A 26,057-nucleotide genomic window follows, 5' to 3' on the forward strand; every position below is an offset into this window, starting at 1 on the left:
GGCTCAGGTCAGGTAGTGCGCGGGCTCCTCGATGAGGGCCGTCAGCAGGTGCCGCTCCGACCACCGGTCGGTCGTCCACGCCAGAGCCCTGGCCAGCGCCTCCGGCGTGTCCGCGCAGTGCGGCACCCCGTCGGCCACCCACCACGACACCACGTGGTCGCCACCGGAGGTCCGGACCACCAGCTTGTCGTGGACCACCGCGTTGCCCTCGGGCGGTTCGACCCCGAGGAGTTCGCAGGCGGCGGCGACCGCGCCGAGTTCCGACCACGGCACGGGTTCCCCGGCGGAGACGACGTCCGCGCCGACCACGTCGGTGGCCAGTTCCAGGTCCAGCAGTTCGGCCAGCGGCTCCGCGAGGGCGAAGTCGGGGCCCGCCGAGACGACCTGGTCCTCGTCCAGCACCGCCAGCAGCCACGGGGCGTCCAGGACCACGCAGTCCGCCGCGACCGTGCCCGCCAGGGTGCGGGTGTTCTCCGGCAGGCGGACGTCGGCGGGGTCGAACAGGTCCTCGGCCACCGCCTCGGCGAGGGCGGCGTGGGTGCGCAGGACGGCCCCGGGGTGCACGCCCCGGTCGGGGTCGCCCAGGCGGATCAGCAGGTCCTCGGCGTCGTCGGCGTCGTCGACCGCCAGCGCGGTGCGGACGCCGATGGCGGCGAGCACCCGGGGGTCGGTGCCGGTGTCGGGGACGACGTCGTAGAGGCCCGCCAGGTCCTCGGCGCCCGGCAGGCGCCAGTCGGTCGGGGGGTGTCCGGCGAGGACGGCGTTGCGGGCGATCCACCAGCCCGTGTAGCCACCGGGCTCGTGCAGGGCCCGCCAGGTGTCGGGTTCGGCGGCGAGGAGGCCCAGCGCCCGGGGCCACGCCTCGTCGGTCACCAGGTCGAGGTCGCGGACGGCGAGGACGCGGGCCGGGGGCTCCGGCCGGGCGTCCCACCACTGCGCCTCGTCGGCCAGGCCGTGGTCGGGGCCCGTGGGGGCCTCGTCGACCACCAGGGCGAACGCGTCGAGGACACCCAGGGCGGTGAGGACGTGGGCGGGCCACTCGGCGGCGACCCCCTCGGCGAGCACGCCCACCGGGGCGTCGTCGTCCAGGACGTCGAGCAGGGGGGAGCCGGGGAGGGCGAGTTCGTCGGCCCGGCGCCAGTCGCCCACCGAGTCGGGCAGGGCCAGGGCGCCCAGCCAGGGGCGCTCACCGGTGCGGACTCCCGCGTCCCGGGTGAGGCGCAGGACCACCGAGACCAGACCCCGGGTGTCCACCCCGGATTCCACGTCGTCGAGGCTGCGCTCGACCGCGTCCTGCAGGCCGCCCGCGTCGAGCAGGTCGGCGGGGCCGCCGACGCGGGCGCCGAGGCGTTCGAGGACCGGGTGGGCGGCCTGGGCGTGCACGACGCGCAGGGCGCCGACCTCGGCGGTAGTGAGCAGTTCCAGCAGCTCGGGGTCGTCGACCATGATCGCGCCCGCCGGGCCGGGCAGGGTGCGGCCGTCGGCCAGCGGGACCGGCAGGGCGCCCAGCTCGGTGCGGACGGTGGCGTCGGTCTCCACGGCGGGGGCGAGCGCGGTGTAGAGGTCGTGCCACCACCGCGGCGGGCGGGTGGTGCCGGTGATCGACTCCACGACCTCGCCGAGGCCGCGGCGGGTGACGTCGAGGGCGGCCAGGGCGGCGGCGTGCGGCTGCGCGGAGAGGAACCCGGCGGCGACGTCGGGCAGCACCGCGGAGACCAGGTCGGCCAGCCCCGCGCCGTCGGCGTCGAGGACGTTGGCGCGGGCGGGCGGCAGCCAGCGGGGCTCCTGGTCACCGGCGGCCGGGAGCCAGGCCGCCTGGCGCAGGCGGGAGAGCAGCAGCCCGCGCAGCCGTTCGTCCACTTCGGACAGCGGGAACCCGACCGCGGGGACCAGGGCGGTGCGGTGCTCCGGCGGGGTCATCGCCACCAGGTCCGGGTAGGCGCGAGCGGCCTCGGCGAGCACGGCGTCCGCCGCCGGACCGGGGCGCAGGCGCCGCCGCGACGGCTCGATCGGCAGCGTGGCGATCAGGCGCGCGGGTAGCGACAGGCGTTCGTCGGTGGGGGTGGGGGCGTGCAGCACGTCGTCACCGAGGGGCAGCGGAACCCCTTGCGCGTCAACGCGGACCGCCCAGCCGACCGACCACTGCGGACGCTCCCGGGCCTCGACCCCGAGCACGGCCACGACCTCGTCCGGCAGCACACCGGACACCCGGTGCACCAGCCACCCGGCGACACCGCCCGGGCCGTGCACCTCCAGCCGCGACTCCCCCGCGTCGACCCGCGACCAGGTGTCGGCACCGATCTCGATCCGGGTCAGCCCGGGGAGGGCGAGCAGCAGGTCGGCGGCCTGGGCGGCGAACCCGGCCAGTAGCGCCGAACCGTCCACACCGGAGCGCAGGGGCAGGCGCACCTCGGTGGCGAACCCCTCCGGCGGCACCTCGCCGTCGGTCGGCCACACCAGGCGCAGCACCGGGACCCGGCCACCGCGCCCGTCGGCGCGGGACGCCAGGTCCGGGTGGTCGGCGAGCTGGGCGCGGGTGCGCTCGGCGGAGAAGGCGACCCCGCCGCCCGCGGTGACCACCCTCGGCGCGTCGGTGACCGCGAGCACCGCGGCGAACCCGACCCCGAACTGACCGACCCCCTGCGACGGCCGCTTGGCCGAGGCGCGCAACGACGCCAGCGCGGTGACGCCGTCGGCGTCGAGGGGGCGACCGGTGTTGGCGGCGCGCAGCTCACCGTCGACGAGCGCCAACCGCAGCGTGCCGCCGCCGTTCGCGGCGTCGGCGGCGTTCTGGGCCAGCTCGACGAGCAGGCGGTCGCGGTACCCGCCGAGGTACAGGTCCTCCTCGGCGTTGGCGTCCTCGCGGAAGCGGGTCGGCGACGAGGACCACGCCGTCAGCACGGACGTGCGCAGGGCCTCGGTGCCGAACGGGTCGGGGGTGGCGCTCACCCGCGGTCGTCGGGCTCGGGCTGACCGGACCCGTCCGCGGACACCTCACCCTGCGCCACCGCGGCCACGGCCTGATCGATGGAGGAGTCGGGGGCCGGTGCTGTTCCCGGTGCTGTTTCGGAGGCTGCTTCCGGGGCCACGGCGGCGGCCGGGTCGACCGGCCCGTCCCCGGGGGCGGGCTCGGTGGAACCGGTGGGCGCCCCCGCCGCGCGGTCGTCGACGGCGGAAGCCGGGTCGACGACCGGTTCGGCCGGGGTGGGGTCCAGGGCGTCGACCGCGATGGCGTAGTCGGGGGTGGCCAGCTCGGCCGCGGCCACGTCGGTGGGCCCGGCCTGCTCGCCGGACTGCTCGGCGATGGCGGGATCGGCTGCGGTCGCGAGAACGCCCGCCGGATCGGCGACCACGCCGGTGGGCGCGGGAGCCTGCTCGGCGGTGGTCGTACCGGTCCCGGAGGACTCGGGCGCGGAAGCGGCGGCGACGACCGGGTCCCCGGCGGAGACGGGGGCCTCGGTCGAACCGACGGCGGGGGCCTGCTCGGCCACAGCCGGGTCGGCCGCGGTGGCGGGAGCCTGCTCGGCGGTGGTGCCGGGCGGCTGGACGGTGGCCGTGGGGGTGGTGTCGGCGGCGTCGAGGACGGCTTCGGCCTCGGGGGACAGCTCGGCGGGGCCGTCGGTGGCCTCGGCGGGGGCCGCCTCGTCGACGGCGGGGACCTCGGCGACCTCGGCGAGCTGCTCGCCGTCCGGGACCTCGCTGTCGGAAGCCGCGCTGTCGGAAGCCCCGGTGCGCGGGGTGATCTCCACGTCGAGGGTGGAGTCGTCGTACATGAGTTCGGCGACGAGGACCGGGGAGACCTGCTCGACCTCGGCCTCGGAGTGGGCGCCGCAGCCGTACTCGGCGTGCACCACCCGGCCGTCGGCGGGGGCGATCTCGTTGGCGCAGACGCCGAAGGCGGCACCGAGGGAGCCCGCGACCGGGGCGTAGAAGCCGCAGGTGCCGCAGTGCGCGGGGGCGCCGCGGGCCATGTCGGCGCCGGGGCCGAAGTCGCCGGTCTTCCAGCGGTCGGCGGCGTCGAGCCTGCCCTCGCGGGACAGGACGCGGGGGCGGCCGAGGCCGACCTCGACGGCCAGGGCCTCGATCGCCGGGTCGTCGGACGCGGCGTGGCCGGGGACCAGGCGGTCGTCGTCCGGGGCGGTGGGCAGCAGGTCGCCGACGCCCATGTCGCCGGGGCGGACCCGCTCGTGCCAGGGCACCCACTGCGGGGCGACCATGGCGTCCGGGCCGGGCAGCAGCACGACCTCGCTGACGGTGACCTCGGTGCCGGGCCCGCCGTTGGCGACCGTGACCGCCCAGCGCCAGCCCAGGTAACCGGGCAGCTCCGCCTCGAACAGGTGGGTGGCGGCCGCGGCGTCCTCGGGCGCCACGGCGACGTGCTCGCCCACGTCAGCCCCGGCCTGTTCCCTGGCGGCGGCGCGCGCGATCCCGACCGCGGCGATCAGCGCGGGGTCGGTGTCGGCTTCTGGTGCTCGCGTCGAGGTCATCACGGGTGATTGTGCCCCACGCCCCGAACGCCGCGGACAGCCGTGCCAGGCTGGGCGGGTGTCCCCCCGCCAGACCGCCCTCGCCGCGCTGCTGCTGACCGCGGTGACCGCCTGCTCCACCCCCGCCCCGACCCCGCCCCCGGCCCCCGCCGCGACCGGCTCGGCGCGGCTGTCGGCGCAGGTGGTGCAGCGGCTGCCGCACGACCCGTCGGCGTTCACCCAGGGCCTGGAGATCGCCGACGGCACCCTCTACGAGGGCACCGGGCTGGCCGGGAAGTCGGAGATCCGGGCGACCGACCCGCAGACCGGGGTCGTGGCGAGCCGGGCGCCGCTGCCCGGGGACCTGTTCGGCGAGGGCATCACCGTGGTCGACGACCGCATCTGGCAGCTCACCTGGACCGACGGCGTGGCCATCGAGCGCGACCGGGCCACGCTGGCCGAGCGCCGCCGGGTGGCCTACACCGGGGAGGGCTGGGGCCTGTGCCACGACGGCGGCAGGCTGGTCATGAGCGACGGGTCCGACGCGCTGACCTTCCGCGACCCGCTGACCTTCGCCGAGACCGGCCGGGTCGCCGTCCGCGACGCCGACGGCGCCCCGGTGCGGCAGCTCAACGAGCTGGAGTGCGTCGGCGGGCAGGTCTGGGCCAACGTGTGGCAGACCGACCGGGTCGTGCGGGTCGACCCGGTGACCGGGCGGGTGACCGGGGTGGCCGAACTCACCGGGTTGCTGACCGAGACCGAGCGCCGGGGCACCGACGTGCTGAACGGGATCGCCGCGATCCCCGGCACCGACGAGTTCCTGGTCACCGGGAAGCTGTGGCCCGCCATGTTCCGAATCCGGTTCGCCCCCGCCGGGTGAGGTCCCCGACCTGCCCGTCCTCCTGCTGAGCAGGGGTCCGGTACGGCAGGATGGGTGCTGTGTTCCGCTCGGGCTCCGATGACAACCCCGCCGACCGCCGGTCCCGCAAGGGGCGCCGGGGGTGGGGCTTCGCCGCGCAGCCCGAGGGCCAGGGGTCCGCGGAGCGCGAGCAGGCGCCGGAACCGCCGCGCCGGGGACCCGTCGGCTGGGCCGAGCGCCCCCGCCGGGCCACCCGACCGCTGGAAGACCCCGGCGAACCGCAGTTCGAGACCTACGGCGACCTCCAGCGCCGCGGCCGGGGGAACCTGCCGCCACTGGACGACCGCCACCACGGCGACACCCGCCGCACCGACTCCTACGGCCACCCGCACGGCACCCCGCCGCCGCGCGACGACCGCGGCGAGCGGTTCTCCGACCGCTACCGCCGCCCCGACGACCGCGACCTCCACCGCGACGACCGCCACCCGGACGACCGCCGCACCGACCGCTTCGCCGACCGCCGCGACCGGCACGACGACCGGCACGGCCACGGCGGCCACGGCTACGACGGCGGTGGCCACGGCGACCGCAGCGGAAGCCGGTACGACAGCCGCCACGACGAGCCCCACCGCGAAGACCGCCACCGGGGCGACCAGTACCGGGACCGCAGGCCGGACGATCGCGGCAGGCACGACCGGTACCCCGACGACCGGCACGACCGCGACCACCCCCACCGCGACCACCCCCACCGCGACGACCACCGCCGAGACGACCGCCCCGGCGACCGCCGCCCGACCGACCCGGTCGCGGGCGCTCCCGGCGACCGACCCGGCGCCCCCCAGTACCCGAAGAAGCTGACCGTCACCCGGGTCGCGGCGCTGCGCGGCAGGCAGCTCACCACCCGGGCCGTGGCCGCGTTCCGCAAGGCCGCCAACGCCGACGGCGCGGACAAGTCCGGCCTGACCGCCCTCACCTACGCCACCATGCTCAACTACGCCAGCGACGCGGCGATGGCGGTGGCCCTGGCGAACACCCTGTTCTTCTCCGCCGCCAGCGGGGAGAGCAAGGGCAAGGTCGCGCTCTACCTGCTGATCACCGTGGCCCCGTTCGCGCTGGTGGCGCCGGTGATCGGCCCGCTGCTCGACCGGTTGCAGCGCGGGCGGCGGCTGGCGATGTGCGCGGTGTCGCTCGGGCAGGCGCTGATGTGCGTGGTCATGGCGCTGCACTTCAACGACTGGCTGCTCTACCCGGCGGCACTGGGCAAGATGGTGCTGTCCAAGTCGTTCACCGTGCTCAAGGCGGCGATCACCCCCAGGGTGCTGCCACCGGAGATCACCCTGGCCAAGACCAACGCCAGGCTGACCGTGTTCGGCCTGGCCGCGGGCGGGGTGTTCGGCGCGGTCGCGGCGGGCCTGGCGAACCTGTTCGACTCCCCCGGCGCGCTGTGGTTCACCGTGGTCGTCTGCGTGGTGGGCGGGGTGCAGGCGCTGCGCATCCCGGCGTGGGTGGAGGTCACCGAGGGCGAGGTGCCCGCGTCGATCAGCGCGCGCCCGGACAAGCCCAAGCGCCAACCCATGGGCAGGCACGTGGTGGTGTCGCTGTGGGGCAACGGCACCGTGCGGGTGCTGACCGGGTTCCTGATGATGTTCGCCGCGTTCGCCACCCGGGCGCAGAACGAGGCCGAGCCGTTCCAGCAGTTGCTGCTGCTCGGGTTGATCGCGGGCGCGGCGGGCGCGGGCAGCTTCCTCGGCAACGCCATCGGCGCCCGCGTCCACGTGGGCAACCCGGAGCAGGTGGTGCTGGGCTGCGTGATCGGGTCGCTGGTGTCGACGCTGGTCGCCACCGTGGTCGCCGGGATCGCCACCGCCGCGCTGGTGGGGCTGATCGGGGCGGTGGCCAGCGCGCTGGCCAAGAACAGCCTGGACGCGGTGATCCAGGACGACCTGCCGGAGGAGTCGCGGGCCTCGGCGTTCGGCCGCTCGGAGACCGTGCTGCAACTGGGCTGGGTGCTCGGCGGCGCGACCGGCGTGCTGCTGCCGCCGATCTGGTGGGTGGGGTTCCTGGTGGTCTCGGCGATGTTGGCGCTGGGCCTGGCGCAGACGGTGCTGACCCGGCGCGGCGGCTCGCTGATCCCCGGCCTCGGCGGGGAGCGCCCGGCGCGGCCGAGCCGGTCCGGGGCCCTCGACGGCGGCCGGTTCGCCCGCCGCGACGAGGCCGTGCCCCCGCCGCAGGAGCCGCACCGCGCCCCGTAGGGTCAGCGCCGTGCGTCGAGTCCTGATCGCCACCGTGGCCAGCGCCGTTGCCGTGCTGGCCGGGTGCGCCGCCCCGCAGCAGCCCGAGGTCACCTTCTACACCGACGGCCAGTCCGCCGCGACCACCCCCCGGGTCCGCTTCGACCTGGCCGAGGGCCGCGCGATCCGCGACGAGGGCGCGCTGGTGCAGCTCAAGACCCGCCAGGGCGCCCCGGTCCAGATCTCGGTGCCCGCCGAGCTGAGCGATGGCGCCTGGACGGTCTCGTTCTCCTACCTCGACGCCACGGGCAACCGGGTCGACGGGGGCAGCAAGGCGTTCTTCCCGAAGGACGAGCAGCACGCCTTCACGCTGACCCTGCCACCCGGTTCCCGGCGGCTGCTGCTGGTGTCGGTCCAGCAGATCGTGTTCCTCAACGGCATCGAACCGGTGGTCTCCGCGTACTGGGACATGGAAACCGTGGAGCGCTAGCGGTTACGGGTCGAGTTCCCGGGACACCGCGCGCATGACCTCGGCAACCCGCTTGGTGACCTTGCGGTCGGGGTAGCGGTTGCGCTGCAGGTCCGGTTGCACCGCCGACTCCAGCAGCTTGATCATGTCCTCGACCAGGCCGTGCAGCTCCTCGGCGGGCCTGCGCCTGGCCTCCACCACCGACGGCGGGGCGTCGATGAGCCGCACCGACAGCGCCTGCGGGCCGCGGCGGCCGTCGGCGACGCCGAACTCGATGCGCTGCCCGGCCTTGAGCCCGGGCACGCCGGCGGGCAGGGCGGAGGAGCGGACGTACACGTCCTCGCCCTCGTCCTGCGTGACGAACCCGAAGCCCTTCTCCGAGTCGTACCATTTGACCTTGCCGGTCGGCACTGATCTCACCGTTCCCTCGTCGTCTGGAGTCCCCCGCCTCGCGGGGGCGCACCCGGCGCCCGCACAAGACGACGCGCCCGGGGGCGTGCCCCTGGACGCGTCGCCCCAAGCGTAGGCCACACGGGGGTGCGAGGTGTTGTTCGCCTCCACACCACCCCGGCGTTACCGGACGCCGGTCCACCAGGAAGAACTATCCTGGGCCCATGACCGTTCCCGCCCGCCGCGCTGCCCGGCCCAGCCGGGTGTTCACCGCCGCGCTCGTGCTGTTCGCCGTCGGCCTGCTCGCCGTGGTCGCCATCTTCGTGCTGGCCGCGGTCGACCGGCAGGCCCCGTGGCTGTGGGGCGTGTCGATGGCGCTACCGCTGGGCTTGGTGCTCGCCGTGGTGAGCACCGTCCGCGCCGGTCGCCGCTAGGTACCCGTCCAGCCAGGCGGGAAACCCGGTCAGGCTGTCGAGCACCACGTCGGCGCCCTCGGCGAGCAGCCGCTCGGCGGTGTACGGGCCGGTGGCCACGCCGACCGCGACCGCACCGGCGGCCTTGGCCCCGAGGACGTCGCCGCCGTGGTCGCCGACGTAGATCCCGGCCCCGTGCTCGCGCAGGGCGACCCCCTTGGCCTCGGCCCACGCCTCGCCCACGAGCGCGTCGACCTCCCAGCCGAACTGCCGCAGGTGCCGGGCGGCGTTGGGGCCGTACTTGCCGGTGACGACCAGGGTCCGGCCGCCGCGGGCCTTCACCGCGTCCAGCGCCTCGGCGGCCCCGGGCAGCGCCAGCGTCGAGGGGATGACAACGGTGGGGTAGAGCGCGCGGAAGCGGTCGATCAGCCCGGGGATGCGCTCCTCCGGCGCCTCGAACCCGCGCAGGACCATGTCCAGCGGCGGGCCCAGGTTCGCCGCGAAGTGCGCGCCGTCGAGCGGCAGCCCGCTCTCCCCGGCCAGCGCGTCCATCGCCGCGGCCATCCCGGGCCGGGCGTCGATCAGCGTCATGTCCAGGTCGAACCCGACGACCAGGCTCATCGGGCGGCGTCGACCAGGGAGTCCAGATAGGGCCCGAACACCGCCGCCACCGACCGCGCCGTGCCCTGCGGCTGCGCCGAGGGCGAGGCGGCGTGGCTCACCGCGAGGCGCACCAGGTTCTCCGCGACGAACCGCAGGTCGGCCTCGGGGATGTCGGGCCAGGTGGTCTTCAGGCACGCGGTCAGCCGCGCGGTCGCCTGCGACAGCACCGGCCCGGCCTGGTTGGTGACCAGGTTGAGCAGCCCGTCACCGCCGTTCCCGGCCACGATGGCCTTCACCAGCGGCTGCTCGGCGGCGGCGGCCAGGAACACCTCGAACGCGGCCGTCACCGCGGCCTTGGGGTCGTCGGAGTTGACCCGCACCGCCTCCTCCACCGCACCGAGGAACCGGTCGGCCTCGCGCAGGATGTAGGCCTGGGCGAACGCCGGGCGGGAGCCGAACTCCTTGTAGAGCGTCTGCCTGCTGACCCCGGCGGCGGTCGCCACGTCGGCCATGGTCAGGTCCGACCAGCCCCGGTGGCGCAGCAGCTCACCCGCCGCGTCGAACAGGGTGTCGCGCAGCAGGGCCTTGGCGGCCTCGGCGTACGGAACCCGCGCTCGGAAGGTGGTCATGGGGCCACGTTGTCACCGGGCATCCACGGTGTCAAAGAGGCCGACACCACAAACCCGATTCCCATTCATTTTTTGTCACGCGATGCCAATGCCCACGTCAGACCCTGCATCCCGGCGAGCGGGTGTGGATCACGGCGGTCAAGCGGTCTCGGCGGGGGCGTCGAGGCCGAGGATCTGCACGGCGGCGGCGCGCATCTCCACCTTGCGGACCTTGCCCGTCACCGTCATCGGAAACTCGTCGACCACGTGCACGTAGCGGGGGATCTTGTAGTGGGCCAGCTTGCCGGTGCAGAACTCGCGCACCGCCTCGGCGGTGAGCGGCCCGGCGCCGTCGCGCAGGCGGACCCAGGCCATCAACTCCTCGCCGTAGCGGGGGTCGGGGACGCCGATGACCTGGGCGTCGAGGACGGCGGGGTGGGTGTAGAGGAACTCCTCGACCTCGCGCGGGTACACGTTCTCGCCGCCGCGGATCACCATGTCCTTGATGCGGCCGGTGATGTTGAGGTAGCCCTCGGCGTCCATCACCGCGAGGTCGCCGGTGTGCATCCAGCGGGCGGCATCCACGGCCTCGGCGGTCTTGTCCGGCTGCTCCCAGTAGCCGAGCATCACCGAGTACCCGCGGGTGCACAGCTCCCCCGGCTCGCCGCGCGGCAGCGTCCGCCCGCTGTCCGGGTCGACGACCTTGACCTCCAGGTGCGGGTGCACCCGGCCCACCGTCGACACCCGGCGCTCGACGCTGTCGTCGGCGCGGGTCTGGGTGGACACCGGGGAGGTCTCGGTCATGCCGTAGCAGATGGTCACCTCGGTCATGCCCAACCGGTCGATCACCTGCTTCATCACCTCCACCGGGCACGGCGACCCGGCCATGATCCCGGTGCGCAGCGCGCTCAGGTCCAGCCCGTCGAGCCCCGGTTCGGCGAGGACGGCGATGAACATGGTCGGCACCCCGTAGAGGGAGGTGCACTTCTCCTCGGCGGTGGCGGCGAGGGTGGCCGCCGGGTCGAAGCCGGGGGCGGGGATGACCACGCACGCCCCGTGGCTGGTGGCCGCCAGGTTCCCCATGACCATGCCGAAGCAGTGGTAGAACGGCACCGGGATGCAGATGCGGTCCTGCTCGGTGTAGGAGCAGAGTTCGCCGACGAAGAAGCCGTTGTTGAGGATGTTGTGGTGGCTGAGGGTGGCGCCCTTGGGGAAACCGGTGGTGCCCGAGGTGTACTGGATGTTGATCGGGTCGTCGGCGGAGAGGGTGGCGCCGATCCCGGCCAGGGTGGCGGGATCGCCTTCGGTGGCCAGCAGGGCGTTCCACGTCTCCTGTCCGATGAGGACGATGTCTTCGAGCGCGGCGCAGTTCGGGCGGACCTCCTCGATCATCGCGGCGTAGTCGGAGGTCTTGAAGCTCTCGGCGGCGACCAGGGTGCGGATGCCCGCCTGGTTGAGGACGTACTGGAGTTCGTGGACCCGGTACGCCGGGTTGATGTTGACCAGGATCGCGCCGACCTTGGCGGTGGCGTACTGGGTGAGCACCCACTCCGCGCAGTTCGGCGCCCAGATGCCCACCCGGTCGCCCTTGCCCACCCCGAGGCCGAGCAGGCCGTGCGCCACGGCGTTGACGTCCCTGGCGAACTCGGCGTAGGTCCAGCGCCTGCCCGTGCCCCGGTCGACCAGCGCCTCCCGGCCGCCGTGGGCGGCGACCGTGCGGTCGAGGTCGGCGCCGATGGTGTCGCCGAGCAGCGGGACGTCGGAGGTGCCGGAGGCGTAGCTGGGCAGTACGGGCGTCATCGAGGTCTCCTCCGCCGTCGGTGTGCTCCCTGTCACCCTAGTTCCCCGCCCGGGCCCGACGTGACTTCGAGTTTTCCTGGACACTGGGTGGTGTGCGACTGATCCTGAACGTCATCTGGTTCGTGCTGTGCGGCTTCTGGATGGCCCTCGGCTACCTCATCGCGGGCATCCTCTGCTGCATCCTGATCATCACGATCCCGTTCGGGTTGGCCTCGTTCCGCATCGCCAACTACGCGCTGTGGCCCTTCGGGCGCACGGTCGAATCGCGCCGGGACGCGGGGGCGGCCTCGCTGCTGGGGAACATCATTTGGATCATCGTCGCGGGCTGGTGGCTGGCCATCGGCCACCTGGTGACCGGGGTCGCGCTGTGCGTGACGATCATCGGCATCCCGCTGGGGATCGCGAACTTCAAGCTCATCCCGGTCAGCCTGATCCCGCTCGGCACCCGCATCGTCCCGACCCCGGACCGCTACTACCCGGCCACGTACGCCCGCTGACCCCGCCGCTACCCCTTGGCGGGGTCGGTGGCCCCGGCCCCGCCGGTGTCCACAGCGGACTCGCCGTCGGTGGGCTCGATCGGCTCGGCCGACTCGACGGGCTCGACCGCGTCCGCTCCGGCGTTCTGCGGCGAGTCGGCGGCCTGAGCAGACTCCCCCGACTGGGCGGAATCAGGCTCCGCCTCAGCAGGCTCAGCCTCGGTGGCCTCGGGCTCGGCGGGTTCAAGCTCGGTGGGCTCGGGTTCCGGCGGGGTGGCCATGGCGGCTTCCCGGGCGCGTTCGGCCTCGGCGATCGCGGCGTCGAAGTCGGCCTCGTCGGAGGCCGCCGACGACCACGGCAGCCTGACCACCAGGCACGGGCCGCCGACGAACAGGCCCGCGTCCACGCCCAGGGCCTTGCCGCCCGCGTACTCGTACGGGCCCTCGATCAGGGCCGGGGGCAGGCCGAGCTGGTCGGCGATGACGCTGTGGCCGTGGATGACCATCCGCCCGCCGTAGGCGGCGAGCAGCCGGTCGACCGCCTCTTCCCCGTGCGGGCCGCGGAAGGCGTACCTGGTCGTCATCCGGCGCCACAGCTCCCACCACTGGAACAGGTCGTCGGAGTGCAGGATCTCGCGGACCGAGGCGTTCACCGTCTCCAGGTCCTCGCCCCAGCCCAGGTACTCCAGGGTGTCGGAGTGCATCAGCAGGTCGTCGCCGACCAGGGCCACCACCGGGCGGTCGGTGAGCCAGTCGACGTGCGCGGGGGTCAGGGCCTCCTGGTCCGACAGCAGGCCGCCGTTCATCTCCCAGCTCCTGGCGAAGCTGCGCGGGCCGAAGTCGGACGGGACGTCGGTGTCGCCGAACCGGTGCATCCCCAGCAGCAGGATCTCGTGGTTGCCGAGGAGGGTCTGCACCTGCCCGCCCGCCGCCGCCGCTTCGGCCGAGAGGCGCATGACGAGTTCGATCACGCCGATGCCGTCCGGGCCGCGGTCGACGAAGTCGCCGAGGAACCACAGGTGGGCGGTGCCGCCGGTCCAGGTCCCGCCGGGGTCGACCAGGCCTACCTCGTGCAGTGCGGCCACCAGTTCGTCGCGGTGGCCGTGCACGTCGCCGACCACGTAGGTCTCGACGGGCTCAACAGGGTCGTGCTCCACACCACTGACGATAGGCGAGGGGTGAAACGCGTGCGCAGCGATGGTCCCCGTGGTGACCTGGGGTGTTCACCCGGTGGGAAAGGGTTCGGCCGTTCGGCCCACGAGATCGGCCACCGATTCGATCACCCGGGTGGGCCGGTAGGGGAAGCGGTCGGCGGTGTCCAGGCCGGAGATGCCGGTGAGCACCAGGATGGTCCGCAGGCCCGCCTCCAGGCCGCTGCGGACGTCGGTGTCCATCCGGTCGCCGATCATCAGGGTGTTCTCGGAGTGGGCGCCGAGCGCGCGCAGGCCCGAGCGCATCATCAGCGGGTTGGGCTTGCCGACGTAGTAGGGGGCGCGGCCGGTGGCCCGCTCGATCAGGGCGGCGACCGCGCCGGTGGCGGGCAGCGACCCCTCGCGGCTGGGGCCGGTGGCGTCGGGGTTGGTGGCGATGAACCTGGCCCCCTCCTCGACCAGGCGGATGGCGCGGGTGATCGCGGTGAAGCTGTAGGTGCGGGTCTCGCCGAGCACGACGTAGTCCGGGTCGCGGTCGGTGAGGGTGTAGCCGATCTCGTGCAGGGCGGTGGTCAGGCCCGCCTCGCCGATGACGTACGCCGAGCCGTGCGGGCGCTGGCTGTCGAGGAAGCGGGCGGTGGCCAGCGCGGAGGTCCAGATGGACCGCTCGGGCACGTCGAGGCCGGTGCGCAGCAGGCGGGCGCGCAGGTCGCGCGGGGTGTAGATGGAGTTGTTGGTCAGCACCAGGAACGGGTTGCCCTGGGCGGTCAGCTCGGCGATCAACTCGGCCGCGCCGGGGATGGGGTGCTCCTCGTGCACCAGCACGCCGTCCATGTCCATCAGGTACGTCCAGACCATGGCGCAGACGCTACCCAGCCGCGGCGGTCCCGGCCGGGTGGACGGCGACGGCGGCGGCCTTGACGCTGAGGTGGACGGGGGTGCCGGGTTCCAGGGCCAGGTCGGCGACGGCGGCGGGGGTCAGGTCGGCGGCGAGGCCGGTGACCCAGGCCGGGCCGCCGGGGGTGGCGGCGACGCGGACCCGGACGGTGTCGCCGTGCGGTTCGAGGGCGGCGACGACGGCGGCGAAGACGTTGCGGGGGCTGCCCTGGGTCGGGCTGGTGTAGACGGCGACGTCGGCGGGGCGGAAGACGGCGACGGCCGGTTCGCCTGCCGGCCCCGCCGCGGCGGCGACCAGGGTGCCGTCGGGGGTGCGCAGGCCCGCCGGGTCGCCGGTGCCGGAGACGAGGTTGAGGCCCGCGACGCGGGCGGTGAACGCCGTGCGCGGGCGGGACAGCACCGCGCGGGTCGGGCCGTCCTCGACGACCCGACCATCGGTGAGGACCAGGACGCGGTCGGCGAGGGCCAGGGCGTCGAGCGGGTCGTGGGTGACCAGCAGCGCCGTGCGCCCGGTCGCGGCCAGCACGCGGCGGACGACCCCGCGCAGGACCGGGGTGGCGTCGACGTCGAGGGCGGCGAAGGGTTCGTCGAGCAGCAGCAGCCCCGGTTCGGCCGCCAGCGCCCTGGCCAGGGCCACCCGCTGGGCTTGGCCGCCGGAGAGCGCGGCGGGTTTGCGGGCGGCGAACTCCGCCGCGCCCACCTCGGCCAGCCACCGCCTGGCCACCTCGTCCGCCGGCCCGCGCCGCGCCCCGGTGGCGCGGGGGCCGAAGGCGACGTTCGCCAGGGCGGTCAGGTGCGGGAACAGCAGCGCGTCCTGCGCCAGCAGCCCGACGCCGCGCCGGGCCGGGGGCAGCCGGACGCCTGCGGCGGTGTCGGTCAGCACCCGGTCGTCGACGGTGACGCGGCCGTGGTCGGGCAGCAGCAGCCCGGCGAGGACGTCGAGCAGCGTGGACTTGCCGGAACCGTTGGGGCCGAGGACGGCGACGACCTCCCCGGCCGCCACCTCGACCGCGACGTCCAGGGTGAACCGGTCCCGCGCCACCCGCACCCGGGCGGACAGCCCGTTCACCGCTGCCCCCGCAGCGCGCGCGGCCGGGCCACGGCGATCACCGCGACGGCCACGACCACCAGCAGCAGCGACAGCGCCACCGCACCGTCCACATCGGTCTCGGCGAGCAGGTACACCTGGAGCGGCAGGGTCCGGGTGACCCCCTCCAGGGAGCCCGCGAAGGTGATCGTCGCGCCGAACTCCCCCAGCGCGCGGGCGAACGAGAGCACCAGTCCGGAGCCCAGGGCGGGCAGCACCAGCGGCACGGTCACCCGCCGGAACACCGTCCACGGCCGCGCCCCGAGCGTCGCCGCGACCGCCTCGTACCGCTCCCCCGCGGTGCGCAGCGCCCCCTCCAGGCCGACGACGAGGAACGGCATCGCCACGAACACCTGGGCGATGACCACCGCGGCGGTCGTGTACGGGATGCGCACGCCCGGCAGGTGCGAGCCGAGCAGGCCGCCGCGCCCCAGCAGGTACAGCAGCGCGAGCCCGCCCACGACCGGCGGCAGCACGAGCGGCAGCAGCACCACCGCCCGCAGCACCCGCACCCCCGGCACCCGCGACCGCGCGAGCACGACGGCGAGCGGGCCGCCCAGCAGCAGGCAGAGCACTGTGGACAGTGCGGCGGTGCGCAGCGACAGGCCGAGCGCCGCCACCGCGCCGGGGCTGGTGATCCTGGCGGGCAGCGACGACAGGTCCGAGCGCGCGACGAGCCCGACCACCGGGAGCACCACCAGGGCCAGCGCGACCGCGGCGGGCACCCACAGCAGGACCGGCAGGCCGGTGCGGACCCGCCGGTCCCGGGTGCTCACGGCGCGCTGAACCCGGCCCTGGCCAGTTCCGCCTGCCCGTCGGCGCCGCGCACCAGGGCCACGAACTCCCTGGCGAGATCGGCCTGCGGGGCGGACTTGAGCACAGCGATCGGGTAGTCGTTGACGGCCTTGTCCGCCTCGGGGAACCCGACCGCGGTGACCCCGTCGCCCGCGGCCTTGGCGTCGGAGACGTAGACCAGGCCCGCGTCGGCCTCCCCGGCGCGCACCTTGGTCAGCACCGCCTTGACGTCCTGCTCCTCGCTGGCGGGCCGCAGGGTGACCCCGGCGGCGTCGGCGGCCTTCTTCGACGCCGCCCCGCACGGCACCTGCGGCGCGCACACGACCGTCGTCACGCCTTCTTTGCCCAGGTCGGCCAGGCCGGTGATCTTCGCCGGGTTCCCGGGCGGGGTGACGATGGTGAGCTTGTTGGTCGCGAACACCACGGCGGGGGCGGCGAGCAGGGCCTCCACCTTCTCCATGTTGGCGATGTCGGCGGAGGCGAACACGTCGGCGGCGGCGTCGTTGGCGAGCTGCTGGGCCAGGGCGGACGACCCGGCGAAGTTGAGCCGGACGTCGACGCCGGGGTGGCCTGCCTCGAACTCCTTCTCCAGCGCGGTGAACGACTCGGTGAGCGAGGCGGCGGCGAAGACGGTCAGCGCCCTGCCCCCCTGGTCCGAGCCGGTGCCGCAGCCCGCGAGGACGAGGGCCGTGGCGGCCACGACGACGAACTTGCGCATGCGGGGCATCTCCTCGGGAGGGGTCAGGGCGTTTCGACGATGACCTGGGTCGCCTTGACGACCGCGACCGCCAGCGAGCCGGGCGCCAGGCCCAGCTCGCGGACGGCCTCGCTGCTCATCAGCGACACCACCCGGTGCGGGCCGCACTGGATCTCGACCTGGGCCATGACCGCGTCCTGCACGACCGAGGTGACCAGGCCGACGAACCGGTTGCGCGCGGAGCGCCCGACCCCGGTGGGGTCCGGCGCCGCCTCGGCCTGCGACCGGGCGAACTCGGCCAGCACCGCGCCGTCGACCACCTTGCGGCCGGAGGCGTCCAGCCCCGCAGCGAGGTGGCCCGCGTCGACCCACCGGCGAACGGTGTCATCGCTGACCCCCAGCAGGCGCGCGACGTCAGAAAACCGATAGTGCGGCATGGAACAGACCATACTTCCGCATCTGCGGTCTTGCGGTCGAGAAGCCCCGGATCACTGGCATTTCCCGGTCCGGCGACCCCATCCGCCCGGCGACTACCCTCGAACCGGTGAGCATGGTCGATCTCGGATTGCCCGTAGTGCCGAGCGTCGCCGGACGCCCCGACAACCCCCGGCTGGTGGACGGCTTCGGCCGGATCGCCACCGACCTGCGCGTGTCGCTGACCGACCGGTGCAACCTGCGCTGCACCTACTGCATGCCCGCCGCGGGCCTGGACTGGATGCCCGGCTCGCAGATGCTGTCGGACGCGGAGCTGGGCAGGCTGATCAGGATCGCGGTCGAGGACCTGGGCGTCACCGACGTCCGGTTCACCGGCGGCGAGCCGACCCTGCGCAAGGGCCTGGAGGAGCTGATCGCCTCGGTGGCGGCCCTGAGCCCGCGACCGCGCATCTCGATGACCACCAACGCCGTCGGCCTGGCCCGGCGGGCCGACGCGCTGCGCGCCGCCGGGCTCGACCGGGTGAACGTCTCGCTGGACACCGTGCGGCGGGAGCGCTACGCCGAGCTGACCCGCCGCGACCGGCTCCCCGACGTCCTCGACGGCCTCGCCGCCGCCCGCGCCGCCGGGCTGACCCCGGTGAAGGTCAACGCGGTGCTGCTGCGCGGGGTCAACGACGACGAGGCGGCCGACCTGCTGCGGTTCTGCGTCGAGCACGGGTACGCGCTGCGGTTCATCGAGCAGATGCCGCTGGACCCGCAGCACGGCTGGGACCGCTCGGAGATGGTGACCGCGGCGGAGATCCTGGAGCTGCTGGGCGCGGAGTTCGCGCTGACCCCGTCGCCGAGCGCGCGCGGGGCCGCCCCGGCCGAGCGCTGGCTGGTCGACGGCGGACCCGCCGACGTCGGCGTGATCGCCTCGGTGACCCGGCCGTTCTGCGGCGACTGCGACCGCACCCGGCTCACCGCGGACGGGGCGCTGCGGTCGTGCCTGTTCAGCACGACCGAGACCGACCTGCGCGGCCCGCTGCGCGCGGGCGCGCCGGACGCGGAGATCGCCGACCGGTGGCGGGCGGCGATGTGGGGCAAGCTCGCCGGGCACGGCATCAACAACACGGGCTTCGCCCAGCCCGACCGGCCGATGAGCGCGATCGGGGGCTGACCGGTGATCGAGACCGAGGTGCGGGTGCGGTATTTCGCGGGCGCGCGCGCGGCCGCGGGCGTGCGGGAGGAGACGGTGCGCCTGCCCGCGGGCGCCACCGTGGCCGACGCGGTGGCCGCCCTGGGAGCCCGGCACGGCGCGGCGCTGGCGCGGGTGCTGCCCGCGGCGAGCTTCCTGCTGGACGGTGTCGCTGTCCGTGACCGCGACATCCGGCTGCCCGATGTAACCGGTTTGGACGTTCTGCCCCCTTTCGCGGGGGGCTGATGGGCTTCCCGAACGGCCCAACGACGTGGGATCGGCGTAAGGCAGGTCTCACCCTCGGTGAATTATCTCGGGTAGGACACGGCGAAATAACAGCCCGGCTCACCCCCCTAAACAGCGAAAACCTGGGGGATCGTTTGAGGTTGCGCGGCGTTACTGTGACGACGGTCACCCCCCTTCCGATTTCCGTAAGCCCACGCGGTTACGTACCGTCGCTTTCGGTCGGACCCGAAACCGACCACGCAGTACCCGGGAGTCCGTAGTGCCGAACCCTGTCCGGCGGCCTCCCGGGAACCAACCCCGAGCGAAAGCGACTTCCGGACAGGGGCGAGGGACCACGGACGGTCACGGGCAACCGTGATCGCAGTGGAGCCGGGTGAACACCACCGGCCGGGCCGCACGACTGGGCCCGACCCGCAGCGTTGATCACGCAGGCACGGGAGCCAGAGATCCCCGAATGTCCTACCGAGGCAAGCACCGCAAGCCGTCCACCACCAAGCGCGCCATCGCCCGAGTCGTCGTCGCAGGCGTCGCGGTCGGCGCCCCGATGGCGGTCGCCGCGACCCCGGCCTCGGCCGACACCGTGAACTGGGACGCGATCGCGCAGTGCGAGAGCGGCGGCAACTGGAGCACCAGCACCGGCAACGGCTATTACGGCGGCCTCCAGTTCAGTCCGAGCACCTGGCGCGCCAACGGCGGCAGCGGCTCCGCGCACAACGCGAGCCGCGAGGAGCAGATCCGCGTCGCGGAGAACGTGCTCAAGACCCAGGGCATCGGCGCCTGGCCGGTGTGCGGCAAGAAGTCGGGCAGCTCCGCCAAGCCCGCCACCGCCGCCGCGAAGAAGCCGGTGACGTCGAAGAAGGCGACCCCCGCGCAGAAGAAGGCCACCCCCAAGGCCACCACGAAGGCCGCCGCCCCGAAGGCGACCACGAAGAAGGCGGCCCCCGCCGCCCCGGTCGCCGCGGTGAGCACGTCGAACCCGGCCGGTGACTACACCGTGCTCGCGGGCGACACGCTGTCGAAGATCGCCAACCAGCTCAACGTCGCCGGTGGGTGGCAGTCGCTGGCCGAGAAGAACAAGAACTTCATCAGCGACCCGAACCTGATCCTCGTGGGTCAGAAGATCGCCACGAAGTAGGTTTCGCACGCTCGAGCGCTCCCGAGCCCCCGCCGTCCATCTCGGGCGGCGGGGGCTCGGTCATGCTCGGGGTGCTCACCCGCGATCAGGTCGCCGGAGGTCAGGTCGGCGGAGGTCAGGTCGGCGGCGCTGAGCCGGTGATCAGGGGCAGTTGACCCACTCGTCGGTGCCGTCGGTGAACCGCTGGTGCTTCCAGATCGGCAGCCGGGCCTTCACCTCGTCCACCAGCCGCGCGCAGGTGGCGAACGCGGCGCCCCGGTGGTCGGCGGCGACGGCGACGGCCAGGGCGGTGTCCCCGATCGCCAGGTCGCCGACCCGGTGCGAGACCGCCAGCGCGCGCACCCCCGGGGAGGTCGCGGCGACGTCCGCGGCGACCTCGGCGAGGACGTCCCCGGCGCTGGGGTGGCCCTCGTAGGTCAGGGACGTGACACCGCGCCCGCCGTCGTGGTCGCGCACGACCCCCGCGAAGGTCACCACGGCGCCCGCGGCGCGGTGGTCGACCAGGGCGGCGTGCTCGTCGACCGACAGGTCGTCCCCGGACACCTCGGCGCGCAGCACCGCGGCGGGCGCCCCGGGGGCCGGGTGCTCGCCGGGCGACTGCCCGGCGTCCGACGCCCCGCCCCGGTGGCCGGACCGCTGCGCAACGGGATCGGCTTGGTGCTGCCCGGCGAGGTCGGCCCGGTGCTGCGCGGCGGAGCCTGCCTGATGCGGCGCAGTGGGATCGGCCTGCTGCTGCGCGGCGGGATCGGCTTGGGGTTGTGCGGCGGGGGCCGGGTGGTCGCCGCCGTGGAGTTGGTCGACGGCGTGGGTCAGGACGCCGTCGAGGACGGCGAGGCCGTCGCGGACGCCGCCGGTGGAGCCGGGCAGGTTGACCACCAGGGTGCGACCGGCGACCCCGGCCAGGCCGCGCGACAGCACCGCCGTGGGCACCCCCGGCAGGCCCGCGGCGCGGATGGCGTCGGCCAGGCCGGGGACCTCGTGGTCCAGCACGGCCCGGGTCGCCTCGGGGGTGCGGTCGGTGGGGTTGATGCCGGTGCCGCCGGTGGTGAGGACGACGTCGACCGAGTCGGCCACGGCCGCGCGCAGCGCCGCCTCGACCGGGGCGCCGTCGGGGACCACGGCCGGGTCGGGCGTGGCGAAGCCGCGGTCGCGGAGCCAGGCGGCGATCAGCGGCCCGGTCCGGTCCGGGTAGACCCCGCCCGCCGCCCGGTTGGAGGCGGTGATCACCCGGCCGGTGCGCTCGCTCATGCCTCTCCCCTGCTCCAGGTGCCGGTCTTGCCGCCGTCCTTGCGGTCGACGCGGACCTGGTCCAGCACGGCGGCGGGGTCCACGGCCTTGATCATGTCGTGCAGGGTGAGCCCGCAGACCGCGACGGCGGTCAGCGCTTCCATCTCCACCCCGGTGCGGTCGGCGGTGCGGGCGGTGGCGGTGATGCGCACCTCCGACCCGGACGCGACCAGCTCCACCTCCACCCCGGTCAGCGCGATCGGGTGGCACAGCGGGACGAGGTCCGGGGTCCGCTTGGCGCCCATGATCCCGGCGATCCGGGCGGTGGCCAGCGCGTCCCCCTTGGGCAGCCCGTCGCGCAGCAGCAGCCCCACCACCTCCTCGGTGGTGCGCACCACCCCGGACGCGACCGCCACCCGCGCGGTCACCGCCTTCTCCGACACGTCGACCATCCGGGCGGCGCCGGAGGCGTCCACATGGCTCAGTTCACCCACGTGCCGATGCTACGGCCCGGCCCCCGGGCTACGCGGTGGCGGTGGCCGCCTTGCGGACGGCGTCGGCGACGGCCGGGGCGACCGCGGCGTCGAAGACGCTGGGCACGATGAACGAGGCGTTGAGCCGCTCACCGTCGACCACGTCGGCGATGGCGTCGGCGGCGGCCAGCAGCATCTCGTCGGTGATGGTGTGGGCCTGGGCGTCGAGGAGGCCGCGGAAGACGCCGGGGAAGGCCAGCACGTTGTTGATCTGGTTCGGGTAGTCCGAGCGGCCGGTGGCGACGACCGCGGCGTGCCGCTGGGCCTCCAGCGGGTCGATCTCCGGGTCCGGGTTGGCCAGGGCGAACACCACCGGGTCGGGGGCCATGGTGGCGACCTGCTCGGCGCCGAACAGGTTGGGCGCGGACACGCCGATGAACACGTCCGCCCCGACCAGCGCGTCGTGCAGCCGACCGGACACCCCGTCGCGGTTGGTGTTGGTGGCGACCCAGCGCAGGTTCGCGTCGGTGTCGCCGCGGGCGCCGTGCACGATGCCGTCGACGTCGACGGCCAGGATGTCGACCGGGCCGAGCTTGTCGCCGGTGTGGCGTTGCAGCAGCAGGCGGATGATCGCCGAGCCCGCCGCGCCGACGCCGCAGACCACGACCTTGCAGTCGGACAGGTCCTTTCCGACGACCCGCAGGGCGTTGCGCAGGGCGGCGACCACGCAGATGGCGGTGCCGTGCTGGTCGTCGTGGAACACCGGGATGTCGAGCTTCTCCCGCAGCCTGGCCTCGATCTCGAAGCAGCGCGGCGCGGCGATGTCCTCCAGGTTGATGCCGCCGTAGACCGGGGCGATCAGCTCCACCGTGCGGATGATCTCCTCGGTGTCCTGGGTGTCCAGGCACACCGGCCAGGCGTCGACCGAGCCGAACTTCTTGAACAGCGCCGCCTTGCCCTCCATCACCGGCAGCGCGGCGGCGGGGCCGATGTTGCCCAGCCCGAGCACCGCCGACCCGTCGGTGACCACGGCGACGGTGTTGCGCTTGATGGTCAGCCGCCGCGCGTCGTCCGGGTTCTCCGCGATCGCGGTGCAGACCCTGGCCACCCCGGGGGTGTAGGCGCGGGAGAGGTCGTCGCGGTTGCGCAGGGCGACCTTGGCGGTGACCTCGATCTTGCCGCCGAGGTGCATCAGGAAGGTGCGGTCGGACACCTTGCGCACCTCGACCCCGGGCAGCGCGCCGAGGGTGTCGGAGATGTCGCGGGCGTGGTTGGCCGACATCGCGTTGCAGGTGATGTCGACCACGACCCGGTCGGTGTGCGACTCGACCACGTCGAACGCGGTGATGACACCGCCGACCCGGCCGACCGCGCTGGTGAGGTCACCAGCGGCCCCGGCGGACGGGGGCGCCTCGACCCGGACGGTGATGGAGTAACCGGGACCGGGGACGGGCATGTCGCTGCGCTCCAACTTCGGCGATCGAGGAACGAGCGCAGCTTAGCCCTGTCGGGTGCTCACAAATCCCACCGGGCGAACTGTCCGGCGGTGAGCGGGACGACCTACGGCGCGTCCTGGCGGTTGATCTCCGTGACCGGGTGCACGTAGGGCACCGAGTCGAGCGGGAACGTGGTGTCGCCGAACGGCGAGAGCGCGCCCTGCCGGTCCGAGTGCAGCTCGCTGACCGGGTGCGACCCGTTGTCGTCACCGCGCCACTCGGGGTCGATGCGGTGCTTGACGCGGTCCTTCTTGGCGACCTTCGCCACGGCTCCTCCTCGGTTGGCACTGCGGTTCCGGCGAGTACCGAGGTTACCGGAACCACCGTGCGTATACCGTGGTCAGGGTGTCCGGCCCCACGCTCACCGACTGGCTCCGCGCCAGGGACGACGAGACGCTGGCCGCCGTGCTGCGCGCCCGCCCCGACCTGGCGACCCCCCGACCGGCGGACACCGCCGTGCTGGCCACCCGCGCGGGCTCCCGCGCGTCGGTGGCCAGAGCCGCGGAGGGCCTGGACACGTTCACCCTGGCCGTCCTCGACGCCCTGCTCGCCGCCGACGCCGACCGCGCCCCGGTCCCGCTGCGGCGGGTGGTCGAGCACCTCCCCCCGGGCACCCCGGAGGAGTCCGCCCGCGCCGCCGTCGACCGGATGCGCGCCCTGGCCCTGGCCTGGGGCGAGGACGACGCGCTCGCGCTGCCCCCGGCCGCCCGGGAGGCGGGTGGCCCCACCGCGTCCTTGGGCAGGCCCTCGCCCACCCTGGAGCACGCGGACGTCCCGGCGCTGGTCGAGGCCCTGCCCGAGGACGAGCGCAAGGTGCTCGCCACCCTGGCGGGCGGGCGCCCGGTGGGCCGCACCCGGGACGCGGCGATCGTGCTGCCGCTGGCGCAGGCCAAGACCCCGATCCAGCGCCTGCTGTCCAGGGGCCTGCTGACCAGGTTGGACGCGGAGACGGTGGAGCTGCCCGGCCAGGTCGGCGCCGTCCTGCGCGGCACCCCGGCGTCGGTCGAGGTCACCGAACCCGAACTGCGCACCACCACCCGCAAGGCCGCGCTGGTCGACTCGACCGCGGCGGGCGCCGCCCTGGAGCTGGTGCGCCACGTCGAGACCCTGGTCCGCCTGTGGTCCACCGAGCCGCCGCCGGTCCTCAAGTCCGGCGGCCTGGGGGTGCGCGACCTGAAGAAGGTCGCCCGCGTCACCGAGCTGTCCGAGCGGGACGCCACCCTGCTGGTCGAGGTGGCCGCCGCCGCGGCCCTGGTGGCCGACAACGAGGCGGCCACCCCGGAGTGGGTCCCGACCAACCACGCCGACCTGTGGATGGCCGCCACCCCGGCGAACCGCTGGGCCACCCTGGCCACGGCCTGGCTGGACCTCCCCCGCCTCCCCGGCCTGGGCGGTCTGCGCGACGCCAAGGACCGCATCCTGGCCCCGCTGTCGGACGAGCTGCGCAGGCCCGCGGCCCCGGTGGAGCGCCTGCGGGTGCTGGACGTGCTGGCGGACCTGCGCGCGGGCACCGGCGTCACCGACCCGGACGACCTGGCTGCGGTCCTGGCCTGGCGCGCCCCCCGCCGCGGCGGCAGGCTGCGCGACGAGATGGTCCGCTGGACCCTCGCCGAGGCCACCACCCTGGGCCTGGTCGCCCTGGGTGCCCTCAGCGGCCCCGGCCGCACCCTGGTCGCGGAGGGCGCGGCCCCCGCGGCCAAGCGCATGGCCGAGGCCCTGCCCGACCCCATCGACCACGTCCTGGTCCAGGCCGACCTGACGGTGGTCGCCCCCGGCCCCCTGGAACCCCACCTGGCCGCCCGCATCACCGAAACCGCCGACGTCGAGTCGGCGGGCAGCGCCACGGTCTACCGGGTCAGCGAGTCCTCCATCCGCCGAGCCCTCGACGCGGGCCGCTCCGCGGCCGACCTGCACGAACTCTTCACCACGAAGTCCAAGACCCCCATCCCCCAATCCCTCGAATACCTCATCGACGACGTGGCCCGCCGCCACGGCCGCCTCAGGGGAGGGGCAGCCACCTCCTTCCTGCGCTGCGACGACCCCGCCCTGATCGCCGAGGTCGCCGCCAGCCCCACCGCCACCACCCTGCAACTGCGCAAGATCGCCCCCACGGTCCTGGTCAGCCCCCTCCCCCTCCTGGAAATCCTCGACGACCTCCGAGCCGCGGGCTTCGCCCCCGCCGCCGAGGGCGCCGACGGCCAGGTCGTCGACCTCCGCCCCACCGGCCGCCGAATCCAAACCCCCGCCAAGGCCCTGCGCCGCGCGGTCCCCCGCACCCCCGGCCCCGACCAACTCACCGACATGGTCGCCGCCATGCGAGCGGGCGACCGAGCAGCCGACAGCAGGCGCGGCCGCACCGTCTCGGCGAAGTCCGGCTCCGGCTCCGGCTCCGGCGCCAACACAGCCGAAACCCTCGCCCTCCTCCAAGAGGCCACCCGAGCCCACCAGGCGGTCTGGATCGGCCTGGTCGACGCCCACGGCGTGGCCAGCCAACGGGTGATCGAACCCCTCCGCATCGGCGGCGGCATCCTGGAGGGCAAGGACCCCACCAGCGAGGAAATCCGCCGCCTCCCCCTCCACCGCATCACCAGCGCGGCCCTGGTCGAATCAGACAACTAGCCCCCACCACAGCCACAGCCACAGGCCACAGGCCACAGGCCACAGGCACACAAAAGCCCGGACGAGCCCCTCGCCCGGGCTTCACTCCCTCAACTCGTCGGTCTGCAACGAAACCGCCACCCTGCCACCCAACGCCCCCACCCACCCAACCTGACCAGGAGGAGACCTGACCCACTCCCGGCCGCCCTCAGCTCCGCGAACTCGGTGTCAAGGGTGGCCGTAGGCCATCGGCGAAGCCGACGCCGAAGGCGCCCTTGACGCCGAGTTCGCGGAGTTGAACAATCGCGGCTTCCCAGGGTCAGGTCCC

24 protein-coding genes and 1 pseudogene are annotated in these 26,057 nt (G+C 74.5%); 9 read left to right on the forward strand and 16 right to left on the reverse strand.

The window, feature by feature from the left end:
* Positions 1 to 3: 3 nt before the first annotated feature.
* On the reverse strand, positions 4 to 2,949 hold the full coding sequence (locus tag DFQ13_RS05985) for a sacsin N-terminal ATP-binding-like domain-containing protein (protein WP_110079110.1): 2,946 nt from the start codon (positions 2,947 to 2,949) through the stop codon (positions 4 to 6).
* Positions 2,946 to 4,487, reverse strand: a complete 1,542-nt coding sequence (locus DFQ13_RS35755) for a DUF3027 domain-containing protein (protein WP_110079111.1) — start codon at positions 4,485 to 4,487, stop codon at positions 2,946 to 2,948. The genes DFQ13_RS05985 and DFQ13_RS35755 overlap by 4 nt, the downstream gene beginning before the upstream one ends.
* A 58-nt stretch (positions 4,488 to 4,545) precedes the next feature.
* On the opposite strand from DFQ13_RS35755, the gene DFQ13_RS05995 reads away from it, so the two are divergent.
* From DFQ13_RS05995 to DFQ13_RS06005, 3 genes are read left to right on the forward strand one after another with little or no spacing between them, the layout of a single operon-like run.
* Complete coding sequence (locus DFQ13_RS05995) at positions 4,546 to 5,346, forward strand: glutaminyl-peptide cyclotransferase (protein ID WP_267897639.1); 801 nt, start codon at positions 4,546 to 4,548, stop codon at positions 5,344 to 5,346.
* Positions 5,347 to 5,396: 50 nt separating this feature from the next.
* Positions 5,397 to 7,577: an MFS transporter gene (locus DFQ13_RS06000; RefSeq protein WP_110079112.1), complete on the forward strand. Its 2,181-nt coding sequence runs from the start codon at positions 5,397 to 5,399 to the stop codon at positions 7,575 to 7,577.
* A 10-nt stretch (positions 7,578 to 7,587) separates the two neighbouring features.
* Positions 7,588 to 8,046: a DUF2771 family protein gene (locus tag DFQ13_RS06005; RefSeq protein WP_052021963.1), complete on the forward strand. Its 459-nt coding sequence runs from the start codon at positions 7,588 to 7,590 to the stop codon at positions 8,044 to 8,046.
* 3 nt (positions 8,047 to 8,049) lie between these two features.
* On the opposite strand, the gene DFQ13_RS06010 is transcribed toward DFQ13_RS06005, so the two are convergent.
* Positions 8,050 to 8,436, reverse strand: coding sequence for a cold-shock protein (locus tag DFQ13_RS06010; protein ID WP_035289067.1), 387 nt, complete (start codon positions 8,434 to 8,436; stop codon positions 8,050 to 8,052).
* A gap of 203 nt (positions 8,437 to 8,639) precedes the next feature.
* On the opposite strand from DFQ13_RS06010, the gene DFQ13_RS06015 reads away from it, so the two are divergent.
* Positions 8,640 to 8,849, forward strand: a complete 210-nt coding sequence (locus DFQ13_RS06015) for a hypothetical protein (RefSeq protein WP_110079113.1) — start codon at positions 8,640 to 8,642, stop codon at positions 8,847 to 8,849.
* Here the strand turns inward: DFQ13_RS06015 and DFQ13_RS06020 are convergent.
* From DFQ13_RS06020 to DFQ13_RS06030, 3 genes are all read right to left on the reverse strand, one after another.
* A complete protein-coding gene (locus DFQ13_RS06020; RefSeq protein ID WP_110079114.1) occupies positions 8,793 to 9,449 on the reverse strand; it encodes an HAD family hydrolase in 657 nt (218 codons plus the stop codon). The two genes, DFQ13_RS06015 and DFQ13_RS06020, sit on opposite strands and share 57 nt — an antisense overlap.
* Positions 9,446 to 10,060: a TetR/AcrR family transcriptional regulator gene (locus tag DFQ13_RS06025; protein ID WP_110079115.1), complete on the reverse strand. Its 615-nt coding sequence runs from the start codon at positions 10,058 to 10,060 to the stop codon at positions 9,446 to 9,448. The genes DFQ13_RS06020 and DFQ13_RS06025 overlap by 4 nt, the downstream gene beginning before the upstream one ends.
* Positions 10,061 to 10,198: 138 nt before the next feature.
* A complete protein-coding gene (locus tag DFQ13_RS06030; RefSeq protein ID WP_110079116.1) occupies positions 10,199 to 11,839 on the reverse strand; it encodes an AMP-binding protein in 1,641 nt (546 codons plus the stop codon).
* Between the two features lie 92 nt (positions 11,840 to 11,931).
* Between DFQ13_RS06030 and DFQ13_RS06035 the strand changes: the two genes are divergently transcribed.
* Positions 11,932 to 12,336, forward strand: a complete 405-nt coding sequence (locus tag DFQ13_RS06035; RefSeq protein ID WP_110079117.1) for a YccF domain-containing protein — start codon at positions 11,932 to 11,934, stop codon at positions 12,334 to 12,336.
* 332 nt (positions 12,337 to 12,668) lie between these two features.
* Here the strand turns inward: DFQ13_RS06035 and DFQ13_RS06040 are convergent.
* From DFQ13_RS06040 to DFQ13_RS06065, 6 genes and pseudogenes are all read right to left on the reverse strand, one after another.
* Positions 12,669 to 13,472, reverse strand: a pseudogene (locus tag DFQ13_RS06040) (metallophosphoesterase family protein); the annotation flags it as partial.
* A gap of 66 nt (positions 13,473 to 13,538) precedes the next feature.
* Entirely contained in the window at positions 13,539 to 14,324 is a 786-nt protein-coding gene (locus tag DFQ13_RS06045) for an HAD-IIA family hydrolase (protein WP_052021959.1), read from the reverse strand.
* Between the two features lie 10 nt (positions 14,325 to 14,334).
* Entirely contained in the window at positions 14,335 to 15,432 is a 1,098-nt protein-coding gene (locus DFQ13_RS06050) for a sulfate/molybdate ABC transporter ATP-binding protein (protein WP_233438277.1), read from the reverse strand.
* Complete coding sequence (locus DFQ13_RS06055) at positions 15,429 to 16,193, reverse strand: ABC transporter permease (RefSeq protein ID WP_110079320.1); 765 nt, start codon at positions 16,191 to 16,193, stop codon at positions 15,429 to 15,431. The genes DFQ13_RS06050 and DFQ13_RS06055 overlap by 4 nt, the downstream gene beginning before the upstream one ends.
* Before the next feature lie 29 nt (positions 16,194 to 16,222).
* Positions 16,223 to 16,963, reverse strand: a complete 741-nt coding sequence (gene modA, locus DFQ13_RS06060; RefSeq protein WP_110079118.1) for a molybdate ABC transporter substrate-binding protein — start codon at positions 16,961 to 16,963, stop codon at positions 16,223 to 16,225.
* Positions 16,964 to 16,986: 23 nt separating this feature from the next.
* Entirely contained in the window at positions 16,987 to 17,379 is a 393-nt protein-coding gene (locus DFQ13_RS06065) for a TOBE domain-containing protein (RefSeq protein WP_035289045.1), read from the reverse strand.
* A gap of 113 nt (positions 17,380 to 17,492) precedes the next feature.
* Between DFQ13_RS06065 and moaA the strand changes: the two genes are divergently transcribed.
* The 3 genes from moaA to DFQ13_RS35760 all read left to right on the forward strand — a co-directional run bounded on the left by moaA (position 17,493) and on the right by DFQ13_RS35760 (position 19,935).
* Entirely contained in the window at positions 17,493 to 18,536 is a 1,044-nt protein-coding gene (gene moaA, locus DFQ13_RS06070) for a GTP 3',8-cyclase MoaA (protein WP_110079119.1), read from the forward strand.
* A gap of 3 nt (positions 18,537 to 18,539) precedes the next feature.
* Positions 18,540 to 18,800, forward strand: coding sequence for a MoaD/ThiS family protein (locus DFQ13_RS06075; protein ID WP_181399860.1), 261 nt, complete (start codon positions 18,540 to 18,542; stop codon positions 18,798 to 18,800).
* A 454-nt stretch (positions 18,801 to 19,254) separates the two neighbouring features.
* On the forward strand, positions 19,255 to 19,935 hold the full coding sequence (locus DFQ13_RS35760) for a LysM peptidoglycan-binding domain-containing protein (RefSeq protein ID WP_035289040.1): 681 nt from the start codon (positions 19,255 to 19,257) through the stop codon (positions 19,933 to 19,935).
* A gap of 141 nt (positions 19,936 to 20,076) precedes the next feature.
* Here DFQ13_RS35760 and DFQ13_RS06085 read toward each other — a convergent pair whose 3' ends face one another.
* From DFQ13_RS06085 to DFQ13_RS06100, 4 genes are all read right to left on the reverse strand, one after another.
* Positions 20,077 to 21,183 carry a molybdenum cofactor biosynthesis protein MoaE gene (locus tag DFQ13_RS06085; protein ID WP_110079120.1) on the reverse strand — a complete coding sequence of 369 codons (1,107 nt, stop codon included), beginning with the start codon at positions 21,181 to 21,183 and terminating at the stop codon, positions 20,077 to 20,079.
* Complete coding sequence (gene moaC / locus DFQ13_RS06090) at positions 21,180 to 21,656, reverse strand: cyclic pyranopterin monophosphate synthase MoaC (protein WP_110079121.1); 477 nt, start codon at positions 21,654 to 21,656, stop codon at positions 21,180 to 21,182. The genes DFQ13_RS06085 and moaC overlap by 4 nt, the downstream gene beginning before the upstream one ends.
* 28 nt (positions 21,657 to 21,684) lie before the next feature.
* Positions 21,685 to 23,091 carry an NAD-dependent malic enzyme gene (locus tag DFQ13_RS06095; RefSeq protein WP_110079122.1) on the reverse strand — a complete coding sequence of 469 codons (1,407 nt, stop codon included), beginning with the start codon at positions 23,089 to 23,091 and terminating at the stop codon, positions 21,685 to 21,687.
* 104 nt (positions 23,092 to 23,195) lie between these two features.
* Positions 23,196 to 23,399 carry a hypothetical protein gene (locus DFQ13_RS06100; RefSeq protein ID WP_035289029.1) on the reverse strand — a complete coding sequence of 68 codons (204 nt, stop codon included), beginning with the start codon at positions 23,397 to 23,399 and terminating at the stop codon, positions 23,196 to 23,198.
* 77 nt (positions 23,400 to 23,476) lie between these two features.
* Between DFQ13_RS06100 and DFQ13_RS06105 the strand changes: the two genes are divergently transcribed.
* Positions 23,477 to 25,750 carry a helicase-associated domain-containing protein gene (locus DFQ13_RS06105; protein WP_110079322.1) on the forward strand — a complete coding sequence of 758 codons (2,274 nt, stop codon included), beginning with the start codon at positions 23,477 to 23,479 and terminating at the stop codon, positions 25,748 to 25,750.
* Positions 25,751 to 26,057: the final 307 nt, after the last annotated feature.

It is taken from the genome of Actinokineospora spheciospongiae (genome assembly GCF_003182415.1).
Lineage (GTDB): Bacteria > Actinomycetota > Actinomycetes > Mycobacteriales > Pseudonocardiaceae > Actinokineospora > Actinokineospora spheciospongiae.